Annotated in this window: 19 protein-coding genes; 7 read left to right on the plus strand and 12 right to left on the minus strand. The window is 56.6% G+C overall.

Features of this window, described 5'->3' with window-relative positions; all coding sequences use genetic code 11:
* Positions 1–244 precede the first annotated feature (244 nt).
* A complete protein-coding gene (ygfZ, locus tag DA718_RS04755; protein WP_112216529.1) occupies positions 245–1,228 on the minus strand; it encodes a tRNA-modifying protein YgfZ in 984 nt (327 codons plus the stop codon).
* Positions 1,229–1,471: 243 nt separating this feature from the next.
* Between ygfZ and sdhE the strand changes: the two genes are divergently transcribed.
* A complete protein-coding gene (sdhE, locus tag DA718_RS04760; RefSeq protein ID WP_112216528.1) occupies positions 1,472–1,738 on the plus strand; it encodes an FAD assembly factor SdhE in 267 nt (88 codons plus the stop codon).
* A complete protein-coding gene (locus DA718_RS04765) occupies positions 1,719–2,129 on the plus strand; it encodes a protein YgfX (protein WP_110276702.1) in 411 nt (136 codons plus the stop codon). The genes sdhE and DA718_RS04765 overlap by 20 nt, the downstream gene beginning before the upstream one ends.
* Before the next feature lie 8 nt (positions 2,130–2,137).
* On the opposite strand, the gene fldB is transcribed toward DA718_RS04765, so the two are convergent.
* Complete coding sequence (gene fldB / locus DA718_RS04770) at positions 2,138–2,659, minus strand: flavodoxin FldB (RefSeq protein ID WP_112216527.1); 522 nt, start codon at positions 2,657–2,659, stop codon at positions 2,138–2,140.
* 121 nt (positions 2,660–2,780) lie between these two features.
* Between fldB and xerD the strand changes: the two genes are divergently transcribed.
* From xerD to lysS, 5 genes are all read left to right on the plus strand, one after another.
* Positions 2,781–3,677, plus strand: a complete 897-nt coding sequence (gene xerD, locus DA718_RS04775) for a site-specific tyrosine recombinase XerD (RefSeq protein WP_112216526.1) — start codon at positions 2,781–2,783, stop codon at positions 3,675–3,677.
* 23 nt (positions 3,678–3,700) lie between these two features.
* Positions 3,701–4,414, plus strand: a complete 714-nt coding sequence (gene dsbC / locus DA718_RS04780) for a bifunctional protein-disulfide isomerase/oxidoreductase DsbC (protein WP_112216525.1) — start codon at positions 3,701–3,703, stop codon at positions 4,412–4,414.
* A gap of 5 nt (positions 4,415–4,419) precedes the next feature.
* On the plus strand, positions 4,420–6,153 hold the full coding sequence (gene recJ / locus DA718_RS04785) for a single-stranded-DNA-specific exonuclease RecJ (RefSeq protein WP_112216524.1): 1,734 nt from the start codon (positions 4,420–4,422) through the stop codon (positions 6,151–6,153).
* Between the two features lie 85 nt (positions 6,154–6,238).
* Positions 6,239–7,337, plus strand: a protein-coding gene (prfB, locus tag DA718_RS04790) for a peptide chain release factor 2 (RefSeq protein WP_112216523.1) whose coding sequence is annotated in 2 segments (ribosomal slippage) — positions 6,239–6,313 and positions 6,315–7,337 — 1,098 coding nt in all. Because the reading frame shifts where the segments join, the coding sequence is not laid out codon by codon here.
* A gap of 9 nt (positions 7,338–7,346) precedes the next feature.
* A complete protein-coding gene (gene lysS / locus DA718_RS04795) occupies positions 7,347–8,864 on the plus strand; it encodes a lysine--tRNA ligase (protein ID WP_110276696.1) in 1,518 nt (505 codons plus the stop codon).
* A gap of 42 nt (positions 8,865–8,906) precedes the next feature.
* Here lysS and idi read toward each other — a convergent pair whose 3' ends face one another.
* From idi to ygfK, 10 genes are all read right to left on the minus strand, one after another.
* On the minus strand, positions 8,907–9,455 hold the full coding sequence (gene idi, locus DA718_RS04800; protein ID WP_112216522.1) for an isopentenyl-diphosphate Delta-isomerase: 549 nt from the start codon (positions 9,453–9,455) through the stop codon (positions 8,907–8,909).
* Positions 9,456–9,587: 132 nt separating this feature from the next.
* Positions 9,588–9,710: a hypothetical protein gene (locus tag DA718_RS30620; RefSeq protein WP_227015978.1), complete on the minus strand. Its 123-nt coding sequence runs from the start codon at positions 9,708–9,710 to the stop codon at positions 9,588–9,590.
* A 1-nt stretch (position 9,711) separates the two neighbouring features.
* Positions 9,712–11,157, minus strand: coding sequence for a nucleobase:cation symporter-2 family protein (locus DA718_RS04805; RefSeq protein WP_112216521.1), 1,446 nt, complete (start codon positions 11,155–11,157; stop codon positions 9,712–9,714).
* A gap of 83 nt (positions 11,158–11,240) precedes the next feature.
* The gene (ghxQ, locus tag DA718_RS04810; RefSeq protein WP_110276693.1) at positions 11,241–12,608 is read right to left on the minus strand and encodes a guanine/hypoxanthine transporter GhxQ; all 1,368 of its coding nucleotides are present in this window, start codon (positions 12,606–12,608) and stop codon (positions 11,241–11,243) included.
* 32 nt (positions 12,609–12,640) lie between these two features.
* On the minus strand, positions 12,641–13,957 hold the full coding sequence (gene guaD, locus DA718_RS04815) for a guanine deaminase (RefSeq protein WP_112216520.1): 1,317 nt from the start codon (positions 13,955–13,957) through the stop codon (positions 12,641–12,643).
* Positions 13,958–13,972: 15 nt separating this feature from the next.
* Positions 13,973–15,373 (minus strand): nucleobase:cation symporter-2 family protein, encoded by a 1,401-nt coding sequence (locus tag DA718_RS04820; RefSeq protein WP_112216519.1) that lies wholly within the window; start codon positions 15,371–15,373, stop codon positions 13,973–13,975.
* A gap of 1,068 nt (positions 15,374–16,441) precedes the next feature.
* On the minus strand, positions 16,442–19,312 hold the full coding sequence (locus tag DA718_RS04825) for a molybdopterin-dependent oxidoreductase Mo/Fe-S-binding subunit (protein WP_112217311.1): 2,871 nt from the start codon (positions 19,310–19,312) through the stop codon (positions 16,442–16,444).
* Positions 19,309–20,088 (minus strand): molybdopterin-dependent oxidoreductase FAD-binding subunit, encoded by a 780-nt coding sequence (ygfM, locus tag DA718_RS04830; protein ID WP_112217312.1) that lies wholly within the window; start codon positions 20,086–20,088, stop codon positions 19,309–19,311. Before ygfM ends, DA718_RS04825 begins: the two co-directional genes overlap by 4 nt.
* A 46-nt stretch (positions 20,089–20,134) precedes the next feature.
* On the minus strand, positions 20,135–21,463 hold the full coding sequence (gene ssnA / locus DA718_RS04835) for a putative aminohydrolase SsnA (protein WP_112217313.1): 1,329 nt from the start codon (positions 21,461–21,463) through the stop codon (positions 20,135–20,137).
* Positions 21,464–21,465: 2 nt separating this feature from the next.
* Entirely contained in the window at positions 21,466–24,564 is a 3,099-nt protein-coding gene (ygfK, locus tag DA718_RS04840; protein ID WP_112217314.1) for a putative selenate reductase subunit YgfK, read from the minus strand.
* Positions 24,565–24,832 lie beyond the last annotated feature (268 nt).

Raw genomic sequence — 24,832 nt, forward strand, 5'->3', positions numbered from 1 at the left:
AAGAAATAAATGATTGTTCAGAACATACACTATTCTGCTATGCAAAAAAGTGGCCTGGGGCCAGAGATGGTGCATTAGCTCAAAGACGGACATGGCCGTTGAGAGATGACGGGATGCGGTATTGTTTTCGGGAGATTCCCCGGCGGGGTTACTATATGGCCGGCTACAAGTTCACAGCCGTCTGCTGTCGGGTAGCCCGGACAGGCGCATTGCGCCGCCTCCGGGGAGACGGCTTAATTGAGGCTTAACCTTCTTCCAGCGAATACGGCAGCGGTTCGATACTCAGGCTACCGGCATCATCGCGCACACGGAATACGCTGTCGGGCTCCATATCGTTATTCATCACCGCCTGCACCAGCAGGCGACCATCGTCTAACTGCACGGCGGCTAAAACGGTACCGGTACGGCGCCAGTTTTCACCCATTTTCAGCTCAAGGTCCTCCCCGGCTTCCGGCACGCGGCTGGCTTTCCCCGCCAGGGACCACAGAGCACGCTTGTTGGCACCGCGGAATTTTGCGCGGGCAACCATTTCCTGACCGGTGTAGCAGCCTTTCTTAAAGCTGATGCCGCCCAATGCCTGAAGGTTAGTCGCTTGCGGAATAAACTGTGCGCTGTTGGCGCTGTCGATAACCGGCAGTCCGGCTTCAATATTCAGCGCTAGCCACTGCTGGCTGTTGTTAAGCTGTGCTTCACCGCGCAAGGCCTCGGTGACGCGGGTGGCGGTTGTCTCATCGGTCACCAGCAGGAAACGCTCGGCCGGATGCTCAAACCACAGCAGGCTGGTGGATCCTTCACTGACAACCTGTTTGTCGGCATTCGGCAGTTCGCTAAACAGCGGTGCCAGCGCGGCACGAGCCTGGAAACCGGCGACGCCCAGCAGCACCAGTTCATCATCGGCGGCGATCGTCACTTTAGAGAACACCGCGTATTTTTTCAGTTCAGTCAATTGCGCGTCGCGCAGGCTGCGGCGTTCAATCCACGCAAACCCCTCGTTACGACGGAAAACGCGCAGGTTGCTCCACATCTTGCCTTTAGCATCGCAATGCGCGGCAAGAAGGTGCTGCTCGTTGGTCAGTTGACTGATATCAGCGGTAATCTGCCCTTGCAGATATTTTTCGCCATCCGCACCGGTAATCGTCGCCAGCGCCCAGTCATCCAGCGTCATCAGCGTTAACGGCAGACGCGCGCAAGAGGAAGGCTGACGCGGAGGAAAAGGTGTAAAAGCCATAGTCATATCCCGAATAGCTTAACGCAGAGTGTGTGACTAATGGTAAAAGAGCTAGAGTGCAATGCAAGCGCTTTCGGCAAGCCATTTGTGCCCTCAATGGCGGGAAGCTAGACCGCAGGAAATAATGAAAGACCTGATTATTTTAGGGTTTTCATGGAGGCGCGCTCGCGAATCTTGATATTCCTGTGAAGTCAGTGGCGAAAACGGGTTAAACTAAGAAATATTTATAAGTAGGAAGTAAACATGGATATTAACAATAAAGCTCGTATCCACTGGGCGTGTCGCCGGGGGATGCGTGAACTCGATATCTCCATCATGCCGTTTTTTGAGTACGAGTACGATACGCTCAGCGATGGCGACAAGCTGTTGTTCATCCGCCTGCTGGAAAACGACGATCCGGATCTGTTCAACTGGTTAATGAACCATGGCGAACCGGCTGATGCGGAAATGCAACGGATGGTAAAATTAATTCAGATACGGAATCGGGAACGTGGTCCTGTGGCAATCTGATTTACGCATCTCATGGCGAGCGCAGTGGTTCTCACTACTGCTGCACGGCGTTGTGGCGGCACTCGTGCTGCTGATGCCCTGGCCGCTCAGCTACACCCCGTTATGGCTGATACTGCTGTCGCTGGTGGTGTTTGATTGCGTGCGCAGCCAGAGGCGGATTCACGCCCGTCAGGGCGAAATAAAACTGCTGATGGACTCCCGACTGCGCTGGCAAAAAGCGGAGTGGGAAATCGTCGGTACCCCATGGGTGATCAATAGCGGAATGCTGTTGCGTCTGCGGGATACAAAAAACCACCGTACCCAGCATCTGTGGGTTGCGGCAGATAGTATGGACGCGGGAGAGTGGCGCGACCTGCGCCGACTGGTGTTACAGAAATCGGCGCAAGATTAAGTCAAGCCTCAGGCGAACTGCTCAGCCATTTCGCCGAGGATTTGCTCGCACCAGTTCTGGATGCGTTCATCGCTCAGGTCGTACTGGTTAGTTTCATCCAGCGCCAGCCCAACAAACAGCTGCCCGTCAGCGATAACCGGTTTCGGACTGGTAAACTCATAGCCTTCGGTTGGCCAATAGCCGATGAATTTCACGCCTTTGGTTGCCAGCTTGTCGTGCAGCATACCCAACGCATCAAGGAACCATTCGCCGTAGCCTAACTGATCGCCCATACCGTATAGCGCGACGATCTTATCTTGCAGATCCAGCGTATCGAGTTGTTGCCAGACGGCCTCCCAATCTTCCTGGATTTCACCGAAATCCCAGGTTGGAATGCCGAGGATCAGCACGTCATATTGCGTCATCAGGGCAGGGGAATCATCTTTCAGGTTGTGCAGCGTCACCAGTTCAGGGCCGATGATATCGCGGATTTTTTCCGCCGCCATTTCGGTGTAGCAGGTGCTGGAACCGTAAAAAAGACCTATGTTCATCGCAAAAATGTCTCAATTCTTGTTGTGACTTTGTGCTTAGTCTACCAGAAAGGCTGCGCCAGCCTGCAACCCGAATTATTTAGGGTATAATGACGCCGTTTTAATAAGCAAAGAGGCCGGAGTGGAACAGGATCTCGCACAAATCGAGCAGTTTCTCGATGCTTTATGGCTGGAGCGTAATCTGGCGGAGAACACGCTAAGCGCCTACCGTCGGGACCTGACGATGGTGGTCGAATGGTTGCATCATCGCGAGCTGTCGCTTGCCAGCGTCAGCGGTGAAGACCTTCAGTCTCTGTTGGCGGAGCGGCAAACCGGCGGCTATAAAGCCACCAGCACCGCACGCTTGCTAAGCGCCGTACGCCGCTTCTTCCAGCATCTTTATCGGGAGAAAATCCGCCAGGACGACCCCAGCGCGCTGTTGGCATCGCCAAAGCTGCCGCAGAGGTTGCCGAAGGATCTGAGCGAGGCTCAGGTCGAGCGCCTGCTGCAGGCTCCGGTGGTTGAACAACCGCTGGAGCTGCGCGATAAAGCGATGCTGGAAGTACTGTACGCGACGGGTCTGCGCGTCTCAGAACTGGTGGGTCTGACCATGAGCGACATCAGCCTGCGCCAGGGCGTTGTGCGCGTGATTGGTAAAGGCAATAAAGAACGACTGGTACCGTTAGGCGAAGAGGCGGTACTGTGGGTTGAGAATTATCTTGAGTACGGGCGTCCCTGGCTGCTGAACGGCGTGGCGTCCGATGTGCTTTTTCCCAGCCAGCGCGCGCAGCAGATGACGCGCCAGACGTTCTGGCATCGGATTAAGCACTATGCCGTACTGGCGGGGATTGACAGCGACAAGCTCTCCCCGCACGTGTTGCGCCATGCGTTCGCTACGCATTTACTTAACCATGGCGCTGACTTACGCGTGGTGCAGATGCTGTTAGGACACAGCGATCTCTCCACGACGCAGATCTACACCCACGTGGCGACCGAGCGTCTGCGACAACTTCATCAACAGCATCACCCTCGTGCGTGAGCGCTGAATAAAAAGGATTGAGTATGAAAAAAGGTTTACTGATGTTCACCCTGCTGGCGACCACCTTATCCGGTGCAGCACATGCCGATAGCGCGGCGATTAAACAGCTGCTGGCTAAGCTGGGTGTGCAGAGCACGGACGTGCAGTCTTCGCCGGTCAAGGGCATCAGCACCGTGTTGACGGATAGCGGCGTGCTGTACGTCACTGATGATGGTAAGCACATCATCCAGGGCCCGATGTACGATGTCAGCGGCGCGCGCCCGGTGAACGTCACCAACACGCTGTTGGCCGGTAAGCTCAACGCGCTGGAAAAAGAGATGATTGTCTACAAAGCGCCGCAGGAAAAACACGTCATCACCGTCTTCACCGACATTACCTGTGGCTATTGTCACAAGCTGCACGAGCAGATGAGCGACTACAACGCGCTGGGCATCACCGTGCGCTACCTGGCCTTCCCGCGCCAGGGACTGCAAAGCGAAGCCGAGCAGAATATGAAGGCTATCTGGTGCGCCAAAGATCCTAACAAAGCGCTGGATAACGCCATGAGCGGCAAAGCCGTAGAGGCTGCCAGCTGCGATGTCGATATCGCTAAACACTACACACTCGGCGTGCAGCTTGGTGTTAACGGCACCCCGGCGATGGTGCTGAGCGACGGGACCCTTATGCCGGGCTATCGCGATCCTAAAGACCTGAAAGCGCTCCTTGATGAGCATCAAAAACAGACAAGCGGTAACTAATTCGCGTGAAACAACAGATACAACTACGCCGCCGGGAGGCGGCTGACGGCGTCGACTTACCTCCAGACCTTCCTCCGCTCCTGCAACGGCTGTACGCCAGCCGGGGCGTGCGCAGCGCGCAGGAGCTGGAACGCGGCGTGAAAGGCATGCTGCCGTGGGCGCAACTGACCGGCGTCGAAAAAGCGGTAGAAATGCTCTATGGCGCATTTAAGCAACAACTGCACATCGTGGTGGTTGGCGATTTTGACGCCGACGGCGCCACCAGTACCGCGTTGAGCGTGCTCGCCTTGCGCGCGCTGGGCTACGGAAACGTCTCTTACCTGGTCCCTAATCGCTTTGAAGACGGTTATGGCCTAAGTCCGGAAGTGGTCGATCAGGCTCACGCCCGCGGCGCGCAGATGATTATGACCGTTGATAACGGCATTTCGTCCCACGCTGGCGTCGATCATGCTCATGCGCTGGGTATTCCGGTGCTGGTGACCGATCACCACCTGCCGGGAGATACGCTGCCTGCAGCGGAAGCAATCATTAACCCTAACCTGCGTGACTGCGAGTTCCCGTCGAAATCGCTGGCCGGAGTTGGCGTGGCCTTTTATCTGATGCTGGCGCTGCGCACCTTCCTGCGTGATAAAGGCTGGTTTGAGGAACGCGGTATTACGCCACCGAATCTGGCTGATTTACTCGACCTGGTGGCGCTGGGTACCGTGGCGGACGTCGTTCCGCTGGATGCCAACAACCGTATTCTGACCTGGCAGGGGCTAAGCCGTATTCGGGCGGGGAAATGCCGTCCGGGGATTAAAGCGCTGCTGGAAATCGCTAACCGCGACCCGCAAAAGCTGGCGGCAAGCGATCTCGGCTTTGCTCTCGGCCCGCGGCTTAATGCGGCGGGGCGGCTGGACGATATGTCCGTTGGTGTGGCGCTGCTGCTGTGTGACAACACCGGCGAAGCGCGAATGCTGGCGAATGAACTTGATGCGCTAAATCAGACGCGTAAAGAGATAGAACAGGGAATGCAGGCGGAAGCGCTGACCTTGTGCGAAAAGCTGGAACGCAGCAGCGAGACGCTGCCCGGCGGGCTGGCAATGTACCACCCGCAGTGGCATCAGGGCGTGGTCGGCATCCTGGCTTCACGCATCAAAGAGCGTTTTCATCGTCCGGTCATCGCCTTTGCGCCCACCGGAGACGGACTGCTAAAAGGCTCCGGTCGGTCGATTCAGGGGCTGCACATGCGCGATGCGCTGGAGCGTCTGGATATGCTCTATCCTGGCATGATTCTGAAGTTCGGCGGCCATGCAATGGCGGCAGGGCTCTCGCTGGAAGAGGCGCGCTTTGATGAGTTTCAGCAGCGCTTTGGCGAGCTGGTTACCGAGTGGCTCGACCCCGCGCTATTGCAAGGGGAAGTGGTCTCTGACGGTCCTCTGGCGGCGGCTGAAATGAGCATGGAAGTTGCTCAAATGCTGCGTGACGCGGGCCCCTGGGGGCAAATGTTCCCCGAACCGCTGTTCGATGGCCGTTTTCGCATTTTACAGCAGCGCCTGGTCGGCGAGCGTCACCTGAAGGTCATGGTTGAACCCGTTGGCGGCGGCCCGCTGCTGGACGGTATTGCGTTTAATGTCGATACTGCCATTTGGCCGGATCCCGGCGTTCGCGAAGTTCAGCTTGCCTATAAGCTTGATATCAATGAGTTCCGCGGGAACCGCAGCCTGCAGTTGATCATTGACCACCTCTGGCCAAATTGACAACAGTGTATTAATGAGGGCGCGAATCCGGTAGAATTCCGCTCTTATCACCGCATTTTGACGAATCCATTAAAAGAAACCGATCATGTTTGAAATAAATCCGGTAAAAAACCGCATTCAGGACCTCACGGAGCGCTCTGACGTTCTCAGGGGGTATCTTTGACTATGATGCTAAGAAAGAGCGTCTCGAAGAAGTAAACGCCGAGCTGGAGCAGCCGGACGTCTGGAACGAACCCGAGCGCGCACAGGCGCTGGGCAAAGAACGTTCCTCTCTGGAAGCCATCGTGGAAACGCTGGATCAGATGTCTCAGGGCCTGGAAGACGTTTCCGGTCTGCTGGAGCTGGCCGTTGAAGCCGATGACGAAGAGACTTTCAACGAAGCCGTTGCCGAACTTGACGTGCTGGAAGAGAAGTTGGCGCAACTGGAGTTTCGCCGCATGTTCTCCGGTGAATATGACAGCGCCGATTGCTATCTTGATATCCAGGCCGGTTCCGGTGGTACAGAAGCGCAGGATTGGGCCAGCATGCTGACGCGTATGTATCTGCGTTGGGCTGAAGCGCGTGGCTTCAAAACCGAAATTATTGAAGAATCTGAAGGCGAAGTGGCGGGCATTAAGTCCGTGACTATCAAGATTATCGGCGATTACGCCTACGGCTGGTTGCGTACCGAAACCGGCGTGCATCGCCTGGTGCGTAAGAGCCCGTTCGATTCGGGCGGCCGCCGCCACACTTCTTTCAGCTCTGCGTTTGTTTACCCGGAAGTGGATGACGATATTGATATCGAAATCAACCCGGCGGATCTGCGTATCGACGTTTACCGCGCATCCGGCGCGGGCGGTCAGCACGTTAACCGTACGGAATCCGCAGTGCGTATCACCCACATTCCGACCGGTTTAGTGACGCAGTGCCAGAACGACCGTTCACAGCACAAGAACAAAGACCAGGCCATGAAGCAGATGAAAGCGAAGCTTTATGAGCTGGAAATGCAGAAGAAAAATGCCGAGAAGCAGGCGATGGAAGATACCAAGTCCGACATCGGCTGGGGCAGCCAGATCCGTTCTTACGTGCTGGATGACTCCCGCATTAAAGATCTGCGCACCGGGGTGGAAACCCGCAACACTCAGGCGGTGCTGGACGGCAGCCTGGATCAATTTATCGAAGCAAGTTTGAAAGCAGGGTTATGAGGAACCAACATGTCTGAACAACAAGCACAGGGCGCTGACGCGGCAATTGACCTTAATAATGAACTGAAAGCCCGTCGTGAAAAGCTGGCTGCACTGCGTGAGCAGGGTATCCCGTTCCCGAATGATTTCCGTCGTGACCACACCTCTGACCAACTGCACGCTGACTTCGATGCGAAAGAAAACGAAGAGCTGGAAGCGCTGAATGTTGAAGTCGCCGTTGCTGGCCGCATGATGACCCGTCGTATTATGGGTAAAGCTTCCTTCGTTACGCTGCAGGACGTTGGCGGCCGCATTCAGCTGTACGTTGCGCGTGACGATCTGGCGGAAGGCGTCTACAACGAGCAGTTCAAGAAATGGGACCTCGGGGACATCATCGCTGCACGCGGTAAGTTGTTCAAAACCAAGACCGGTGAACTCTCTATCCACTGCACCGAGCTGCGTCTGCTGACCAAAGCCCTGCGCCCGCTTCCGGACAAATTCCACGGCCTGCAGGATCAGGAAGCGCGTTATCGTCAGCGCTATCTGGACCTGATCTCCAATGATGAATCTCGCAACACCTTTAAAGTTCGTTCGCAGATCCTGGCTGGCATTCGTCAGTTCATGGTCGGTCGCGGCTTTATGGAAGTTGAAACCCCGATGATGCAGGTGATCCCTGGCGGCGCTTCCGCCCGTCCATTTATCACCCATCACAACGCACTGGACCTCGACATGTACCTGCGTATCGCGCCGGAACTGTACCTGAAACGTCTGGTGGTTGGTGGTTTTGAGCGTGTGTTCGAAATCAACCGTAACTTCCGTAATGAAGGCATCTCCGTTCGCCATAACCCAGAGTTCACCATGATGGAACTCTATATGGCGTATGCGGATTATAAAGATCTGATTGAGCTGACCGAATCTCTGTTCCGCACTCTGGCGCAGGACGTTCTGGGCCACACTGAAGTGCCTTACGGCGATCAGACCTTCGACTTCGGCAAGCCGTTTGAAAAACTGACCATGCGCGAAGCGATTAAGAAATATCGTCCGGAAACCGAGATGGCGGACCTGGATAACTTCGATTCCGCGAAAGCCATTGCTGAATCTATCGGCGTTCACGTTGAGAAGAGCTGGGGCCTGGGCCGTATCGTGACCGAGATCTTCGAAGAAGTGGCGGAAGCGCACTTGATTCAGCCGACTTTCATTACTGAATACCCGGCAGAAGTCTCTCCGCTGGCGCGTCGTAACGACGAGAACCCGGAAATCACCGACCGCTTTGAGTTCTTCATCGGCGGGCGCGAAATCGGTAACGGTTTCAGCGAGCTGAACGATGCCGAAGACCAGGCGCAGCGCTTCCTGGATCAGGTAAACGCGAAAGCCGCCGGTGATGACGAAGCGATGTTCTATGACGAAGACTACGTGACCGCGCTGGAGCACGGCCTGCCGCCGACCGCAGGTCTCGGTATCGGTATTGACCGTATGGTCATGCTGTTTACCAACAGCCACACCATCCGCGACGTGATCCTGTTCCCGGCGATGCGTCCGGTAAAATAAGCATTACCGTAATAAACGAAACCCCAGCAGAGCTGGGGTTTTTTATGCCTGACGGCTAAAATTTATCAATGCGTTACGCGCATTATCGTCCGAAGCCTGCATCACCATCCACGGGCTGAAAGCCCACGGCGTGGCACGGATCCCGCTGAAAACATCTTCAAGATTGCACCACTGGAAATCCATCACTTCATCAGGATTTATCTGTAGCGGGCTGGCTCTTCGGGCGGCATACACCGGGCAGACTTCATTTTCGACAATACCGTTTGGCGCTACGGCTCGATAACGAAATTCAGGATAAACAGGCGTTATGTTGTGGATATCGACGCCCAGCTCAAAGCGGCAGCGGCGCGCAACGGCCTGCTCAAACGTTTCGCCCGTTTGCGGGTGCCCGCAAACCGAGTTAGTCCACACTCCGGGCCAGGCTTTTTTGCCAAGCGAACGTCGGGTGATCAGCAGCTGACTATGTTCATTAAACAACCAGCAGGAAAACGCGAGGTGCAGCGGGGTGTCGAGGGTGTGAGCGGTATACTTCTCCAGCATACCTGAAGGCTTATCTTGCTCATCCAGCAAGATGACATGTTCCTGTCGCATAGTGTCCACCAAGAATCTTAAGCACTCGCTATTATAAGCCTTAATGCGACGGAATAATTAATACTTCGGACTATTTAACCGATAGGGGGAAGCAGTCCCGTAACAGAAATGGAACTGCTTGAAGTGAGATGCTTAAAAAAGCAGCAGAAAGTGAAACCGGCTTTCAATGCCTAACGCAATACCGTCAGAAACGGCAGGGATCGCCATCAGCATCAGTAAGAAAAGGCTAATAATGCAGCGCAGTAAGATATTCATATCACTCCTCCCGCTGGCTCTTTTTTAGCTTTCTCAGCAGCAACCACATGCGTACCGTGCGGACTTTTCTACCCGAGGATGCCGTTTCTTGTGCCAGTTCGGTATGGTGGCGATAACCATTAAAGAAGAGGTTAAGCACCACGGCGCTTATGGTGGCCAGCATAATACCGCTATGCAGCAGCGGCTGTAGCACTGCGGGCAGTTTAGAAAAGAAATCGTGCGACAACGTTGGCGTCATCCCAACGCCGAGACTGATCGCCACAATATAGAGGTTGTAGCGATTGGTGGTGTAGTTGCAGCGTGACAGAATACGAATCCCCGTGGCCAGCACCATGCCAAACATCACCAGGCCGGCTCCGCCCAGTACAAACTGGGGGATCGATGCCACCAGCACCGCCATTTTTGGCACCATGCCAAACAGAATCAAAATAACCCCGGAGGCAATACACACCCAGCGGCTGTATACCCGGGTCACGCTGACCAGTCCGACGTTTTGCGAAAATGACGTATGGGGAAAGCTATTAAATAAGCCGCCAATCAAGGAGCCCACACCATCAACGCGCAGTCCGCGGATAATATCCTGCGAAGACAGTTTGCGACCGACAATCTCCCCGAGGGCGAGGAACATGCCCATCGATTCGATAAAGACGATGATCAACACCGCTGTCATGGTCAGAATCGATACCGGATCAAACACCGGCATGCCGAAGGCCATTGGCGTGACGATGGCAAACCACGAGGCGTCCTGTAGACCGGAGAGGTTAACCTCATTCATCATCCACGACAGCGCAAAGCCGAAAATAATGCCTAATAATACGGCGACGTTAGACAGAAAGCCTTTGGCAAAGCGGGTGATTAATAAGATAAAAACGAGCACGGCAAATGAAATACCCAAATAAACCGGGTCGCCGTACTGCGGATTCCCTTTTCCGCCTGCGGCCCAGTCGATGCCGACCTGGATAATGCTCAGGCCGATAGAGGTAATCACCACACCGGTAACCAGCGGAGGAAACAGCGGAATTAAGCGCCCGATAAGCGGTGCCAGTAAGGTGGTGATGATGCCTGCGGCAATGGTCGCGCCAAAAATCCCCAGCAGGCCAATATCCGGATTCATCCCGATGGCGATCATCGGCGTCACGGCAGCAAACGTCACCGACATAATCACCGGCAGACGAATGCCCATAAAGCGACCGATCCCAATGCATTGGAGTAGCGTAACCACGCCGCAGCAAAACAGATCGGAGCTAATCAGCAGCGCGACGGCCTCTTTATTCAGCCCGAGCCGGTCGCCGATCATCAGCGGCACCGCCACTGCGCCCGCGTACATTACCAGCACATGCTGTAGCCCGAGGACGACCAGCTTTCCCGGCGATAAGATGCGGTCAACCTCGTCGATGGTGCCGCCGGGTTCGGCGGGAGGTGGAAGTTGAGAATCTATGGCGCTCATGCGTCTTTCTCCTTGAACCCGGCACGCGCCAAATCGGTTACCGGGTAGTAAAATGGTGAACCTTCGCACATCACATCTGGCGCTTAAATCGCCCATCCTCCGGCATAGAATGCCACCAGGGCGAGGGTGATAATTACGGTGCCGATATTCAGCTTTTGCCACTCGCGAGCGAAGACGCGCCCGACAACCAGGGTGACAAAACCCAACATAATGCCGGTGACGATATTGCAGGTCAGTACGATAAACACCGCGCAGACCAGCCCGGACATCGCATCAATAAAGTCATCAAAATCAAGCTTCGAGACGTTACTTAGCATCAATAACCCCACGTACATCAGCGCGGGCGCAGTGGCGTAGCCGGGGATCAAATACGACAGCGGCGATAAAAACAGAATTAACAGGAACAGGAGGCCAACGATGGTCGCCGTCAGGCCGGTTTTCCCTCCGGCGGCGGTTCCTGCGGCGGATTCGATATATACCGCTGCAGGGGCGGCACCGACCAGGCCGGAAAATACGGAGCTAATGGAGTCGCTGGTCAGCGCTTTGCCACCGTTGATAATCTGGTTGTCTTTATCCAGCAGATTTGCCTGCCCGGCCACGGCGCGGATAGTGCCGGTGGCGTCGAATACGGCGGTCATTACCAGAGCCAGAACGCTGGGAAGTACGGTGGGCTGTAGCGCCCCCATGATATCGAGACTAAAAATCAGTGATTTGCCATCTTCGCCGCTCAGGCTGGGCATCGCGACCAGGCCGTGATACTGAACGGCGGGATCGAAAATCAGGCCGATAATTGAAATGGCAATAATGACCAGCAGGATCCCGCCGGGGACGCGATTTTTTTCCAGACCAAAAATCACCGCCAGACCCAACAGACTCATGATCACTGGAAAGGAAGTAAACGAACCGAGCGCGACCGGCAGCCCTTCCAGTGGATTTTTTATCACCATGCCGACGCCGTTCGCTGCAATGAGCAGCAGAAACAGCCCAATACCGATTCCGGTACCGTGAGCGATACCCATCGGCAGGTTACGCAAGATCCAGGTGCGCACCCCGGTGACCGAAATGGCGGTGAAAATTACCCCCATCAAAAAGACCGCGCCCAATGCGACAGGAATACTGATGTGCTGCCCCAGCACCAGGCTAAAGGCGGTAAAGGCGGTCAGGGAAATGGCGCAGCCGATGGCCATTGGCAGGTTTGCCCACAGCCCCATCAGCAGTGAACCGAAACCCGCAACCAGGCAGGTGGCGACAAACACGGCGGCGGGTGGGAAACCCGCTTTTCCCAACATGCCGGGCACCACAATGACCGAATAGACCATTGCCAGAAAGGTGGTGAGTCCCGCCAGTACTTCCTGGCGAACCGTACTACCGCGAGCCGAAATTTTGAAATAAGCGTCCAGCGCACCGCGGGGCTGCGATGCATCCGGAGTAGGCAGAGTATCTCCAGACATAGTCATGTCCTCAGCAGAATAGAAGGGTTTCGTCAGGTGCGCTCATACACCAGGCGGCCGTCAATATAGGTACGATAAATAGAACGATCGTCACCCAGCGTCATCATCACGAACAGCTTGTCGACCAGGGACACCGAGTTGTCGTAGCGCAACTGCTGCAACGGCGTCGCCGTCGGCTCCAGCACCACAAAGTCGGCCTCTTTGCCCGGTGTGAAATTACCAATCAGGTGGTCAAGCCCCAGCGCTTTCGCGCCGCCGAGAGTCGCCAGGTAGAACGCCTCATAGGCCGAGAGCCGATAGCCTTGCAACTGCACCACTTTGTAGGCTTCGTTTAGCGTTTGCAGCATGTTGAAGGTGGTGCCTGCGCCGATGTCGGTGCCCAGCCCGACCTTGATTTTCTTCCGCCAGGCTTTTTGCAAATTGAACAGCCCGCTGCCGAGGTACAGGTTCGAGGTGGGGCAAAAAGCGATGCTGGAGTCGGTTTCGCTCAGGCGATCCCACTCTTTCTCTTCCAGATGTACGCAGTGGGCGAAAACGCAGTTTTTACCGGTCAAACCATACTGGTGATAGACGTCAAGGTAGCCATCATGATCGGGATAGAGCTCTTTGACCCAGGCAATTTCATCTTTGTTTTCACACAGATGCGTATGTACCCAGGTGTCGGGATACTCCTGGCGCAGACGTTGCGCCATCGCCAGCTGTTGCGGCGTTGAGGTTGGGGCGAAGCGCGGGGTGATGGCATACAGCAGGCGACCATTTTTGTGCCAGCGTTCAATCAGCGCTTTGCTTTGCTGGTAGCTGCTTTCGGCATCATCCAGCAGATACTCTGGCGCGTTGCGATCCATCATCACTTTGCCCGCAATCATGCGCATGTTGATATGGCTGGCGGCTTCAAACAGGGCGTCTACTGATTGCGGATGCACAGTGCCGAAGACCAGCGCGGTGGTGGTGCCGTTACGCAACAGCTGCTTGAGGAAAAAAGAGGACATCTCGCGCGCATATTCCAGGTCCTGATAGCGCCGCTCGGTGGGGAAGGTGTGCTTATTCAGCCACTCCAACAGCTGCTCGCCATAGGCGCCAACCATCTCGCTCTGCGGGTAGTGAATATGGGTATCAACAAATCCCGGAATCACCAGCTTGCCGCGATAATCTCGGACCCGAATGGCCTCAGGAACCCGATGTTTTCCCTTTTCCCATTCGCCAAACCATTCGACTTTGCCCTCGCGAATCAACAGCAATCCATCCTCGATAAACCGCAGCGCCGATTCGAGCTCCTCGGGATGTTCGATGGTGCGCGTGATATCGATAAAGCTACCACGCACGGCTTTTAGCGTGTGTTCTCCTGACATGTGAACTCCTTACAGTTAATCCGCTTCTTCCAATGAATCGGCTGCGGGCAAGACGTCCTCTTGCCGATAGCCGCCCGGAAGAATGATATTCAACAGGATTGCGGTCAGTCCGCCTGCGCAGATGGGGTTTTCCACCAGCACATAAATTGAGGCGGGTAAGATTTTGAAGATTTCCGGATCGTAAGAGACGCCAAGCCCCAGCCCGAGAGAGGTGGCGACGATCAGCGTTTCACGGCGCTTCAGGCCGTTGGAAATAATGATGCGGATCCCGGCGATAGCGATCATCGAGAACATCAGCGTCATCGCACCGCCCAGTACCGCCGAGGGGATGGTGGTGAAGAAGCCGCCAATGGTCGGGAACAGGCCGAGGATCACCAGCATGACGGCGATGGTGCGCCCGATATAGCGCGAGGCGACGCCGGTCATCTGGATAACCCCGTTGTTTTGCGCGAATGTGGTGAGCGGCAGGGAGCCAAGCGCGGAGGCGATGACCGAGACCAGTCCGTCCGCCAGCACGCCGCCTTTCAGGCGCGACTGGTACTCATCACCCTGGATGGGGCGTCTCGACACCATCGCCGTAGCGGTGATATCGCCAACCGCTTCCAGCACGCTCAGCAGGTAAATGGTGCCGACGACCAGAAAGTGATGCAGGCTGAAATGAAAACCGTATTTAAAGGGGATCGGGATAGTCACCAGCGGCAGGTTTTTCATGCCGCTGAAATCGACCATTCCCAGACACAGCGACACCACGTAGCCCACGCCCAGGCCGATGGCGATCCCGCCCATGCGCAGCAGCGGGCTACGGCAACAGTTGAAGCCAATCACCACCATCAACACCAATAAACCCACGCCGAGGTTCTCGTAATTACCGTAGGTGCCACTGCTCTTTGCCGCGAAGCCGCCGCCAAAATCAATAATGCCGACTTTAATCAGGCTCAGGCCAATCATCAGCACCACAATACCGCTGACGGTAGGTGTAATGACCCGGCGCAGATAGGGGAGGATAAAAGAGGAGCCGACCACCAGAAACGCGCCGACAAACGACACGCCGAGCAGCGAGGACATAATCAGCTCTTCATGAAAACCGTCGCTTTTCATACTGCTGCCAAGCGCGATCATCACGGTGACAAACGAGAAATTCACCGACTGTATCGACAGTAATCCGGAGCCGACGATGCCGTAGCGGTTCACCTGTAGCCAGGTGCCGATCCCGGAGGCGATCATCGCCATCGAAACCAGATAGGCGGTGGTTTCCGCAGAGAGTTGTAGCGTTGCCCCTACGATCAGGGCGGGGGTGACCATGGGAACGAAAATGGCCAACAGATGGGTAATCGCTCCCACAATCGTCTGGTGAAAAGGAGGGCGATCCTCCAGTTCATAAATCAGATCGGAACCTGTGCGGTTTATATCAGACATCCCTTTACTCCCTCTATTTGGGTATAAGCAAATTTGATCATCTGAATCAGTGAAATTAAATTCTGTGAATTTTGGGCACAGGAGGCCCTGAGAAAGACGGTTCTCAATCCACAGACGGCATTTAATAATGATTGAATCACTTAGCCAGGCCGTCTCCCCGAAATGAGGAACCGGCCGGTTTTCTCCCTCAGAGAGGGGCGTTTCTTTCCCGGCTCGCGCTACAGGTCTGTGCGGTTTTGGTAGCCCAGGCAAGGCGCTTTGCGCCGCCCCCGGGAGGAAGACCGCAGAATCTTCCCGGAGGCGATGCTGCGCATCTGTCCGGGCTACAAGCCTTCAGTCGTCTGCGTTCCCGTAGCCCGGGCAAGGCGCTTTGCGCCACTCCCGGGAGAAAGACCGCAGAATCTTTCCGGAGGCGACGCTGCGCATCTGTCCGGGCTACAAGCCTTCAGTCGTCTGCGTTCCCGTAGCCCGGGCAAGGCGCTTTGCGCCGCCCCCGGGAGAAAGACCGCAGAATCTTCCCGGAGGCGATGCTGCGTATCTGTCCGGGCTACAAGCCTTCAGTCGTCTGCGTTTCCGTAGCCCGGGCAAGGCGCTTTGCGCCGCCCCCGGGAGGAAGACCGCAGAATCTTCCCGGAGGCGATGCTGCGCATCTGTCCGGGCTACAAGCCTTCAGTCGTCTGCGTTTCCGTAGCCCGGGCAAGGCGCTTTGCGCCGCCCCCGGGAGAAAGACCGCAGAATCTTCCTGGAGGGGGCTACAAGCCTTCAGTCGTCTGCGTTTCCGTAGCCCGGGCAAGGCGCTTTGCGCCACCCCCGGGAGGAAGACCACAGAATCTTCCCAGAGGCGATGCTGCGCATCTGTCCGGGCTACAAGCCTTCAGTCGTCTGCGTTCCCGTAGCCCGGGCAAGGCGCTTTGCGCCGCCCCCGGGAGGAAGACCGCAGAATCTTCCCGGAGGCGATGCTGCGCATCTGTCCGGGCCACAAGCCTTCAGTCGTCTGCGTTTCCGTAGCCCGGAGAAGGCGTTAGCCGCAATCCGGGGATTCCTCTGCGCCGTAGCGGCCCCTTGTGGTTACAGTTTTCCTAACGCGCTCAGTATTTTCTCCGGCGTGAAATGCCATTCGCGCAGCCAGACGCCGCAGGCATCGTGAATGGCGGTGGCAATCGCCGGAGCCGCGCCGTTGACGCCGATTTCGGAGATCGATTTCGCGCCAAACGGGCCGACCTTGTCATCGCTTGGCACTAGAACAGCGCGGAAATCATGCGGAATATCGCCGATTTTCGGCGCGCCATAGCTGCGCAGATCGCGGGTAAGCGGATGGCCCTGTGCGTCGTAAAGAATCTCCTCAGTCAGGCTATGACCAATGGCGCGCATCGACGCCCCGTAAATTTGCCCCAGCGCCAGCTCCGGGTTAACCGGCGTACCGCAGTCCAGCAGCGCATAGAACTTGTCGAGGCGGATTTCACCGGTACGGGTATTCACCGCCACTTCGGCGAAGTTCGCTCCGTACGGGAAGGCGAAATCGGCGGTGATATAGCTGGCGGTGGCGACCAGCGTACCGAAGCCGGTGCCGGTCTCGGCCTTGTGGGCGATATCGGCATAGCTCACTTCCCCTTGTTTACCGCGCACCACGCCTGGGGCTACCAGCTCAACGTCGCTTAGCGGTTCCCCGAGCATCTCTGCGCCGTGGAAGCGTATTTTTTCCCGCAGATTTTCTGCCGCCTTACGCGCCGCATTACCAGAGAAACAGGTGCCGGACGAGGCGTAAGCGCCTTTGTCGAACAACGCATGATCGGTGTCGCCGGAAATGACATGCACCTCCTGCGGCGGGCAGTGCAGCACTTCCGCCGCCAGTTTGGTGACCACTGTATCCAGTCCGGTACCGATATCCGCGCCGCCGGAGTGGACGATAAAGGTGCCATCGGATTCGAGCTTGATCATGCAGTTGGCCTGGTCGATGTCCGGGATCCCCGACTTCTGCATAATGATCGCCACGCCGCGGCCTGTCTGCCAGTCGCCCGCGTGCGGTTTCGGTGACGACCATTGGATCATCTCGCGGCCCTGACGCAGGATCTCCTCCAGCGCACAGCTGGCGGCGGTAGGCACCGACGTTGGCGCTTTACCTTCGCCAATTGCGCCGAGGATCTTCAACTCCTGTCCTTCATGCACGCGGTTGCGCTCGATAATCTCCAGTTGATCGATCTGCAACTGCTCCGCCAGTTCCGCCAGCGCCATCGTGATGGCAAAGTTGCCCTTCGGCGCGCCATAACCCTGATAAGCGCCGGTTGGGCAGATATTGCTGTAGTAGGTGGTCACTTTGAAATCGACGTTATCGCAGGGATAAAGCGGCAGCGACAGCGCCGGTCCATTGGACGGCACGGTCAGTGAATGGTTGCCGTAGGGGCCGGTGTTGGCGCGGAAATCCATCTTCACTGCCGTCAGGCGACCATCTTTCTTCGCCCCCAGCTTCACCGTCACCTTGGCGACGTGGCGAGAGGTATTGGCGATAAACTCCTCTTCACGGGTATAGCGGAAATAAACCGGGCGTCCGGTGACGCAGGTGGCCCAGGCGCAGACCTCTTCCAGCAGGATATCCTGCTTGGAGCCGAAACCGCCGCCCACGCGCTCTTTAATTACGTGAACCTTGTGCTGCTTCATGCCGACCAGACGCGCCACCTGGCGGCGAAGGTGCCACGGAACCTGGGTCGAGGCGTGAATAACCAGACGATCGCCGTCCATGCGGGTAAAACAAAGATGCGGTTCCGTCGGGCACTGCTGGGCCTGAGTGGAGGAGTAGGTGCGCTCGATAACCACATCGGCTTCAGCGAAACCTTTCTCCATATCGCCAATATGGCCGTGAATGCTGGCGGCGATATTTTTGCGCGGGCGCGAGCCAATGGGGAAATTGATAATCATATGTTCCCCGCGCTGGGTGGCGTGACGGTTATCTTCTTCCAGCGTATCCGGTGCGCCAGCGACGTACACCACCGGTTCATCGTGAACCACCGGCGCGTCATCGGCCATCGCCTCATCAATCGACATCACCGGCTTAAGCACTTCATATTTGACGTCGATAAGCTTCAGCGCGACCAATGCAATATCTTCACTTTCTGCGACAACCGCCGCGACGCGATCGCCGACGTGGCGCAGCTTCTTACCGAACATCCGCCGGTCGAGCGGTGACGGCTCCGGCGCGCTCTGGCCGCCGGGGGTGTAATAGATATCAGGGCAGTTAAGATGGGTGATCACGTGAACCACGCCCGGTAGCGCCTCGGCCTTGCTGACGTCGAGATGAGTAATCAGCGCATGGGGATGCGGGCTGCGCAGCATTTTAATAATGCAGGCGTCCGGTGTGACGCGGTCCTCCACATAGCAGGGCTTGGCCTGCACCATGGTTGCCGCATCGGTTTTCGGATACAACTTGCCGACGACCGCCAGATCGTCGCGGAAGGTCGGGGCGCTATCGATAGCGATCTGCGGGTCGCCTTTACGCGCCACCGCCAGTTCGATCACCTGATAATATTGCTGCCAGCCCGCGTCGCGGCTGAATAATCCGGAGAGTGCATCATCGATCTCCTCACGCGTCGGGGCGGCGATACGATCGAGCAGATCGCTGATAATCAGCGCGGCGGCGGGATCGTTATAGCCCGATTGCACCACGCCGACATCGACCATCGCCTGCTGCACCAGACTGAGCTGATTCCATTTGCCCAGCGATTCGCTGGTGCGGATCTCCGCCTGTTCCAGCTGAGCGGCGATAAGCAGGGAAGCGTTAACGATGCGGCCGTTAAACAGAATCGCGTCGGATCCCGCGAAGCCGAAACCATCGTCGCTGTTGCGCACCGAGTGCATCCCGAGGCCGAAAAGCAGCGCCTGTACGTTAGCGCCGGGATTGACCTTCATCTCGCGCGCAGCGCCGTTCAAGGTAAAGTGAATCATCATACGACCTCCTCGCCCATCTGCTGGCAGTCGGCATACAGGTCTGCGACAACCACGCCGGTGATATAGCGTTTATAGGCCACGCTACCCCGAACATCCTGCTGAGGGAAAATTGCGGCGGCGACGGCCTGCTCCAGCGCGCTGCCTTCCAGTTGCTGCGACTCCACGTCTCGCAGGCGTAGGGGACCATCGGCCACACCGTCCAGCGCGATATGTACGCCATCGTGTTCTGAGATGGCAACCGCCGCGGTGACAACGGTTAACCCCGCCTGTGAGCGGCTGATTTTGCGCGTGGCGCAGGGGCGGAAGGGGTCTTTAATGACAATTTCCGTGATCAGCCGTGCGCCGGGATCGGCGAGATAGCTCTCCAGCGACAGGCACTTGCCGTCGCCAAATACCAGATGCGCGTCCAGCGCCAGCAGAACGGGCAGCAACACCGACTCTTCCTGGCGGGCGGCGATTTCGCCGCCGAGGGTTGACTGGTTGCGCAGGTGGCGGGAGTAGACGAAGCCCAGCGCATCGTGTAGCGCGGCGGGAATGAAGTGCGCATCACGCAGGGTTTGCAGACGCGTCATCGCGCCAACGCGCAACGCGCCGTTGTCCCAGTCCACCCATTCCAGCTCAAGGTCCTGTAACGAAATGGCGATTCGCTTATCCGGTCGTGTCGGAGTGGCATTGATCTTACTGCCCCCGGCAAACCAGACGGCATCATCCTGGTAGCGTGATTTGAGCTCCAGCGCCTGTTCTACAGAGTCTGGTTTGAAAAATTGCTCGATCATAATCTTTCCTCATCAATCCCTCTTTCAGCACGAAAGAGGGCGTGGGCTATGCCAGCGAGTCCATACGCCGCCACATATCCGCAGCGACTTTTCGGGCCTGGACGTAAATCGAATCGCAATCAAAGGTGAATTGCCGATCTTCGTAGACCAACACGCCGTTGACCATCACGCTATGAACGCTGGCGGAACCGAGGCCAAAGGCGATATGTCCGGCGATATTGTCTGCCAGTAGCGGCGTCGGCGCGGCATAGTCGCAAATGGTCAGGTCGGCTTTATAACCAGCCTCTAACTGCCCAAAGCGGGCGCTAAAGTTACGGCTCAGCAGTTCGTTACCGCTGGCCAGTGCGCGGGCGAAGCTGTCTGGCCACAGCGGGCCACCAGCATCGCGATGCTTAAAGAAGGCAAACTTCATCTCTTCCAGCATGTCGGAGCCGATACCGTCGGTACCCAGCGCCAGGTTGCGGATATCGGTGAGGTGATGGTTGTAGCCCACATGGTTGTTCATGTTGGAACGGGCGTTGTGCACCAGAAAAGCATCCTGTTCGTTGAGCAGGGCGATATCGTCTGTCGACAAATACAGTCCGTGCGCCACCAGCGTTTTGCTGTTGATAAGGTCGTATTCCGCCAGCCTAACCAACAGGTCTTTGCCATAAAGATGGTGGCTGTGGGAGACATCATAGAGATCTTCCGCCGCGTGGATATGCAGCCCGCGCCCGGTAACCTTGAGGGCCTCGCTGAGCATGGATAGCCCGGCATCCGGCACGGTAAAGGGGGCATGAGCGCCGATATGCGCTTCCACCAGATAGGGCTCCGTGCCCATCGCCCGCGCATGGTCTATCTGGCGGGCGAAGCGGATATTTTCCTCTACGCCTGCTTGCAATTCATCGACTCCACCGTTGCGGTCGGTGGTTTCAAAGCAGGTCATCCCGCGCAGGCCAATCTTCAAAAAGGCATTGCGCAGCGTAGAGAGCGAGCCGTCGATATACGCCGGAGAAGCGTGATGGTCGATGACCGCAGAGCATCCGCTCTTAATGGCTTCCATTGAGCAAATCAGCCCGCTGTAGTAGAGCGACTCTTCGTCCAGTGCGCGGTCCAGCCGCCACCACAGATTTTTCAGCGTCGAAATAAAATCCGGGCTGGGGGCGATGTTGGCCATAATGCCGCGCGACAATCCGGAGTAGAAATGGTTGTGTGCGCACACCAGTCCGGGCATCACGATACGCCCGTGCATCTCCTTCCAGTCAGCCTGTGGATAGCGGCGGGTCAGTGCATCGCCAACCTCAACAATAACGTCATTTTCGATAGCGATATCAACGCCTTCCTGCACTTTTGCCGGATAGAGCTGTACGGCGGTCACATTCTTTAGAATTAACATCGTTATACCTCCACCCGGCCCAGCAGATAGTGATGCTGCTGGTGGACATGGCTGATGATGCGACACATCTCATCCAGCCCCGGAGGGATGCTGGCGAACTGGCCGTCGTTGTCGATATTCAGTACCCAGCTTTGGCTATTGAGACGCACGCGCACGCGGTCATCTTCCACCAGGAATCCGGGGTTGCTGCTGGAGTCAAAATCCTGTGCCAGGCTAAAGACGGTGATTTTGTCTTTGTAAGGTTTGCCCAGCCACGGGCAGAACTGGGCGCAGTTGCCGCACTCGTTGCAGTAAGCATCCAGATGCAACGTCTGGAAGCGATTCTGGAAGCCAGGGACCGCAATAGAGATGTTGGCGCGGTTCGGACAGACGTCCACGCACTTGCTGCACACGTAGTTGCATTCAAGGCAGCGTTCGGCTTCCTGAGCGACGAAGGCATCGCGGTCGTCTTTGTTGACTATCGCGACCGCTATTTCCCCCTTGCGCTGGTAGATTTCAGCCGGGCTGACGTTGTTCCAGCGTTTATCCGCGTGGTGGGTGCGGATATTTTCCCGATAGAGGATGGTATCGCTTGCCCGACGGGCTGAGCCGATAGCGGCGACGATGGAAGAGGGGCCGCGCTGAACATCGCCAATCATAAAGACGTTGGCAAGGCGGGTTTCGCCACTGGCATTGACCTCCGGCCAGCCTTTTTCATTCAGCGGAATACCCATGGCGCTCAGGGCGTCGGTATCCTGCTGCTCGCCGATGGCGGTGATCAGGCTGTCGGCATGCAGCGTTACGGTTTCATCGGTTTCGACCGGACGGCGGCGACCTTTGGCGTCCGGTTCACCCAGCGACATCACCCGCAGGGTCAGCGTGCCGTCGGCATCAAAGCGCTGCGGATTATTCAGGAAGCGGAACTCAACGCCGTCGTGCAACGCCTCCTCATACTCTTCGCGCCAGGCGGGCATTTCCTGTAGCGAACGGCGATATACAATGGTGGCTTTCTCCACGCCGGGTACGCGTAACGCCGCGCGGGCGCAGTCCATGGCGGTGTTGCCTGCACCCACAATCACCACGTGTTTACCCAGATTGAGCGTGGAACCCAGATTGTATTCCCGCAGGAAAGGCAGCGATTTCCAGACGTGCGGGTTATTGCCGTGCAGCGTGACACCGCTGTTTTTATCGGTCCCGGTGGCGACCAGCACATACTGATAACCCTGATTTTTTAGCTGTTCGACCGTCAGATGCGCGTCGCAGCCGTACTCGAATTTCACGCCGTGGTCGGCGACAAAATCGATATCATGCTGGATGAGCTCCGCCGGAATGCGGAACTGCGGAATGATGTTTTTGACGACGCCGCCGGCGTTGGCTTCCCGCTCAAACACGGTAACCGGATGCCCCGCGCGCGCCAGAAAATAGCCTGCGGCAAGTCCCGCCGGGCCTGCGCCAATGACCGCAACCGGATGGCGTGAGCCGGAGCCCGCCGGTTTATGCCAGCGTTGCTTGTATTCATCCCAGCCTTTTTCCAGTGCGATTTTTTTGAGTTCACGGATGTTCAGTGCGCTGTCGTAGTCCAGGCGCGTACAGTTGTACTGGCACTGATGATCGCAGATATGCCCGGTGATAGCGGGCAGGGCGTTGCGCTGATAAATCAACTCCAGCGCGTCGGCATAGCGCTGCTCGCCCATCAGGCGAATGTATTCCGGAATATCCTGTTTGATCGCGCAGGCCGTAATACAAGGTGCGACGTAGCAGTCGGTCAGCGGCAGATCTTCAGCAACCTCAATGCGCTCTTCCGGTTTCCAGTGTTTCTGCGTATAGGCCATGGTGACGGCGTCTTCTGCCAGCCGGTTTAATCGCTCAACGTCGACGTGGGTCATGCCCCAAGCGTCTGATGACTCCAGTTCGCGCATGCAGGCGCTCAGGCGCAGGTAGCCGCCGGGCTTGAGCAGATCGGTCGCCATCGTAATGGGGCGGATCCCGGTGTCGAAAATGTCGCGAATAGTCAGCTGGCTGGCGCCGCCGGAATAAGAAATGGGTAATTTGCCGTCAAAAGCGCGGGACAGCACCGCCGCCACGTTGATGGCGAGCGGGAACAGCGCGCGGCCAGACATATACATCTCATCGCCGGGAAGCGCGCCTTTATTATTGATAGTGCCAAGAGTGTTGGTCAGCTTCACGCCGAAACCGAGCGATTTCTGTTTTGCCAGCACCATCAGGCGTTGCAGCATTTCCAGCGCCTGGGCCAGTTTGAGATCGTGCTCGAACGACTCATCTTTCAGGCCGATATACGCAAAGCCGCAGCTATCCAGAATCTCGCGAACGCGTGCGTAGCCCAGCAGCGTCGGGTTCAGCTTCACGAAGGTATTCAGCGCTTTTTCTTCCAGCATGTACTGGCAGATAGCTTCGATTTCGTGCGGCGGGCAGCCGTGCATGGTGGAGAGCGTTACGCCGTGAACCAGGGTGGCAGGAATGCGCGCAGGCAGCGCGCGCAGGTTTTCCCGCTGCTCGCTCAGGCCGTGGCGCTCAAGGAAGGTATCGTCGTGCAGCCAGCGGCTAAGCGTATCGCGATATTGCGCAAATTTCGGCTGCGTGGAGGCGTCTGTCATTGAGTCAATAAACTGCTGCATTGGCGGCTGCTTGATGCCGTCCAGGTTGTAGCCGACGCTCATATTGAAGATAAACGACTTTTCCGCGCCCGAGGGCTGGAAAACCTGCTCTAACAGATGCAGAACGAACCACGCTTTCAGGTACTCATCCCACGCTTTTTGCAGGGTGAATTCGGTGGACCATTCGGTATTGAAGCACTCATCTTCGGCATCGATACAGGGTTTTTCCAGCTCCAGCCGGTCAAGAATTTGTACCGTTTTCAGCTCGATAAAGCGGCCGCCGGTGAGCCAGGAGGTGACAATATTTTGCGCCAGCTGGGTGTGCGGGCCAGCAGCGGGGCCAACGGGGGTAGCGCAGGTTTCGCCAAAGACGCTGACCGATTTATCTTTGGCTGGTGAGTAAAATTGTTGCTCGGGAATACCAAAGATGGAGCGCTGCTGTTGGTATTCATCAAATATGCGCGTCAAGAGTTCCTCGAACGGAACGGGACGCATAATATCCCCCATAACCCTCTCCTTTACCCGTCATACTTCAAGTTGCATGTGCGTTGGCTTCACTCGTTCACCCCAGTCACTTACTTATGTAAGCTCCTGGGGACTCTCTCACTTGCCGCCTTCCTGCAACTTGAATTATTTAGGGTATATAGTTCTCACTGATTGACCGGTATAGATAAACCGGTAGCCTGAGAGATATGGAGCAATATTCGCACCACTCTTGCTGGCGAACGGCATAAATATAATTTTTTGTGAAGCGCTTCTAAAGTTAAGTCTGCTT

The organism is Klebsiella huaxiensis (assembly GCF_003261575.2).
Taxonomy (GTDB): domain Bacteria; phylum Pseudomonadota; class Gammaproteobacteria; order Enterobacterales; family Enterobacteriaceae; genus Klebsiella; species Klebsiella huaxiensis.

Excerpts from the sequence above, each read along its gene's own strand:
- ygfZ (WP_112216529.1), bottom strand. The coding sequence starts at position 1,228 with ATGGCTTTTACACCTTTTCCTCCGCGTCAGCCTTCCTCTTGCGCGCGT.
- sdhE (WP_112216528.1), top strand. The coding sequence starts at position 1,472 with ATGGATATTAACAATAAAGCTCGTATCCACTGGGCGTGTCGCCGGGGG.
- fldB (WP_112216527.1), bottom strand. The coding sequence starts at position 2,659 with ATGAACATAGGTCTTTTTTACGGTTCCAGCACCTGCTACACCGAAATG.
- dsbC (WP_112216525.1), top strand. The coding sequence starts at position 3,701 with ATGAAAAAAGGTTTACTGATGTTCACCCTGCTGGCGACCACCTTATCC.
- lysS (WP_110276696.1), top strand. The coding sequence starts at position 7,347 with ATGTCTGAACAACAAGCACAGGGCGCTGACGCGGCAATTGACCTTAAT.
- idi (WP_112216522.1), bottom strand. The coding sequence starts at position 9,455 with ATGCGACAGGAACATGTCATCTTGCTGGATGAGCAAGATAAGCCTTCA.
- DA718_RS30620 (WP_227015978.1), bottom strand. The coding sequence starts at position 9,710 with ATGAATATCTTACTGCGCTGCATTATTAGCCTTTTCTTACTGATGCTG.
- DA718_RS04805 (WP_112216521.1), bottom strand. The coding sequence starts at position 11,157 with ATGAGCGCCATAGATTCTCAACTTCCACCTCCCGCCGAACCCGGCGGC.
- ghxQ (WP_110276693.1), bottom strand. The coding sequence starts at position 12,608 with ATGTCTGGAGATACTCTGCCTACTCCGGATGCATCGCAGCCCCGCGGT.
- guaD (WP_112216520.1), bottom strand. The coding sequence starts at position 13,957 with ATGTCAGGAGAACACACGCTAAAAGCCGTGCGTGGTAGCTTTATCGAT.
- DA718_RS04820 (WP_112216519.1), bottom strand. The coding sequence starts at position 15,373 with ATGTCTGATATAAACCGCACAGGTTCCGATCTGATTTATGAACTGGAG.
- DA718_RS04825 (WP_112217311.1), bottom strand. The coding sequence starts at position 19,312 with ATGATGATTCACTTTACCTTGAACGGCGCTGCGCGCGAGATGAAGGTC.
- ygfM (WP_112217312.1), bottom strand. The coding sequence starts at position 20,088 with ATGATCGAGCAATTTTTCAAACCAGACTCTGTAGAACAGGCGCTGGAG.
- ssnA (WP_112217313.1), bottom strand. The coding sequence starts at position 21,463 with ATGTTAATTCTAAAGAATGTGACCGCCGTACAGCTCTATCCGGCAAAA.
- ygfK (WP_112217314.1), bottom strand. The coding sequence starts at position 24,564 with ATGGGGGATATTATGCGTCCCGTTCCGTTCGAGGAACTCTTGACGCGC.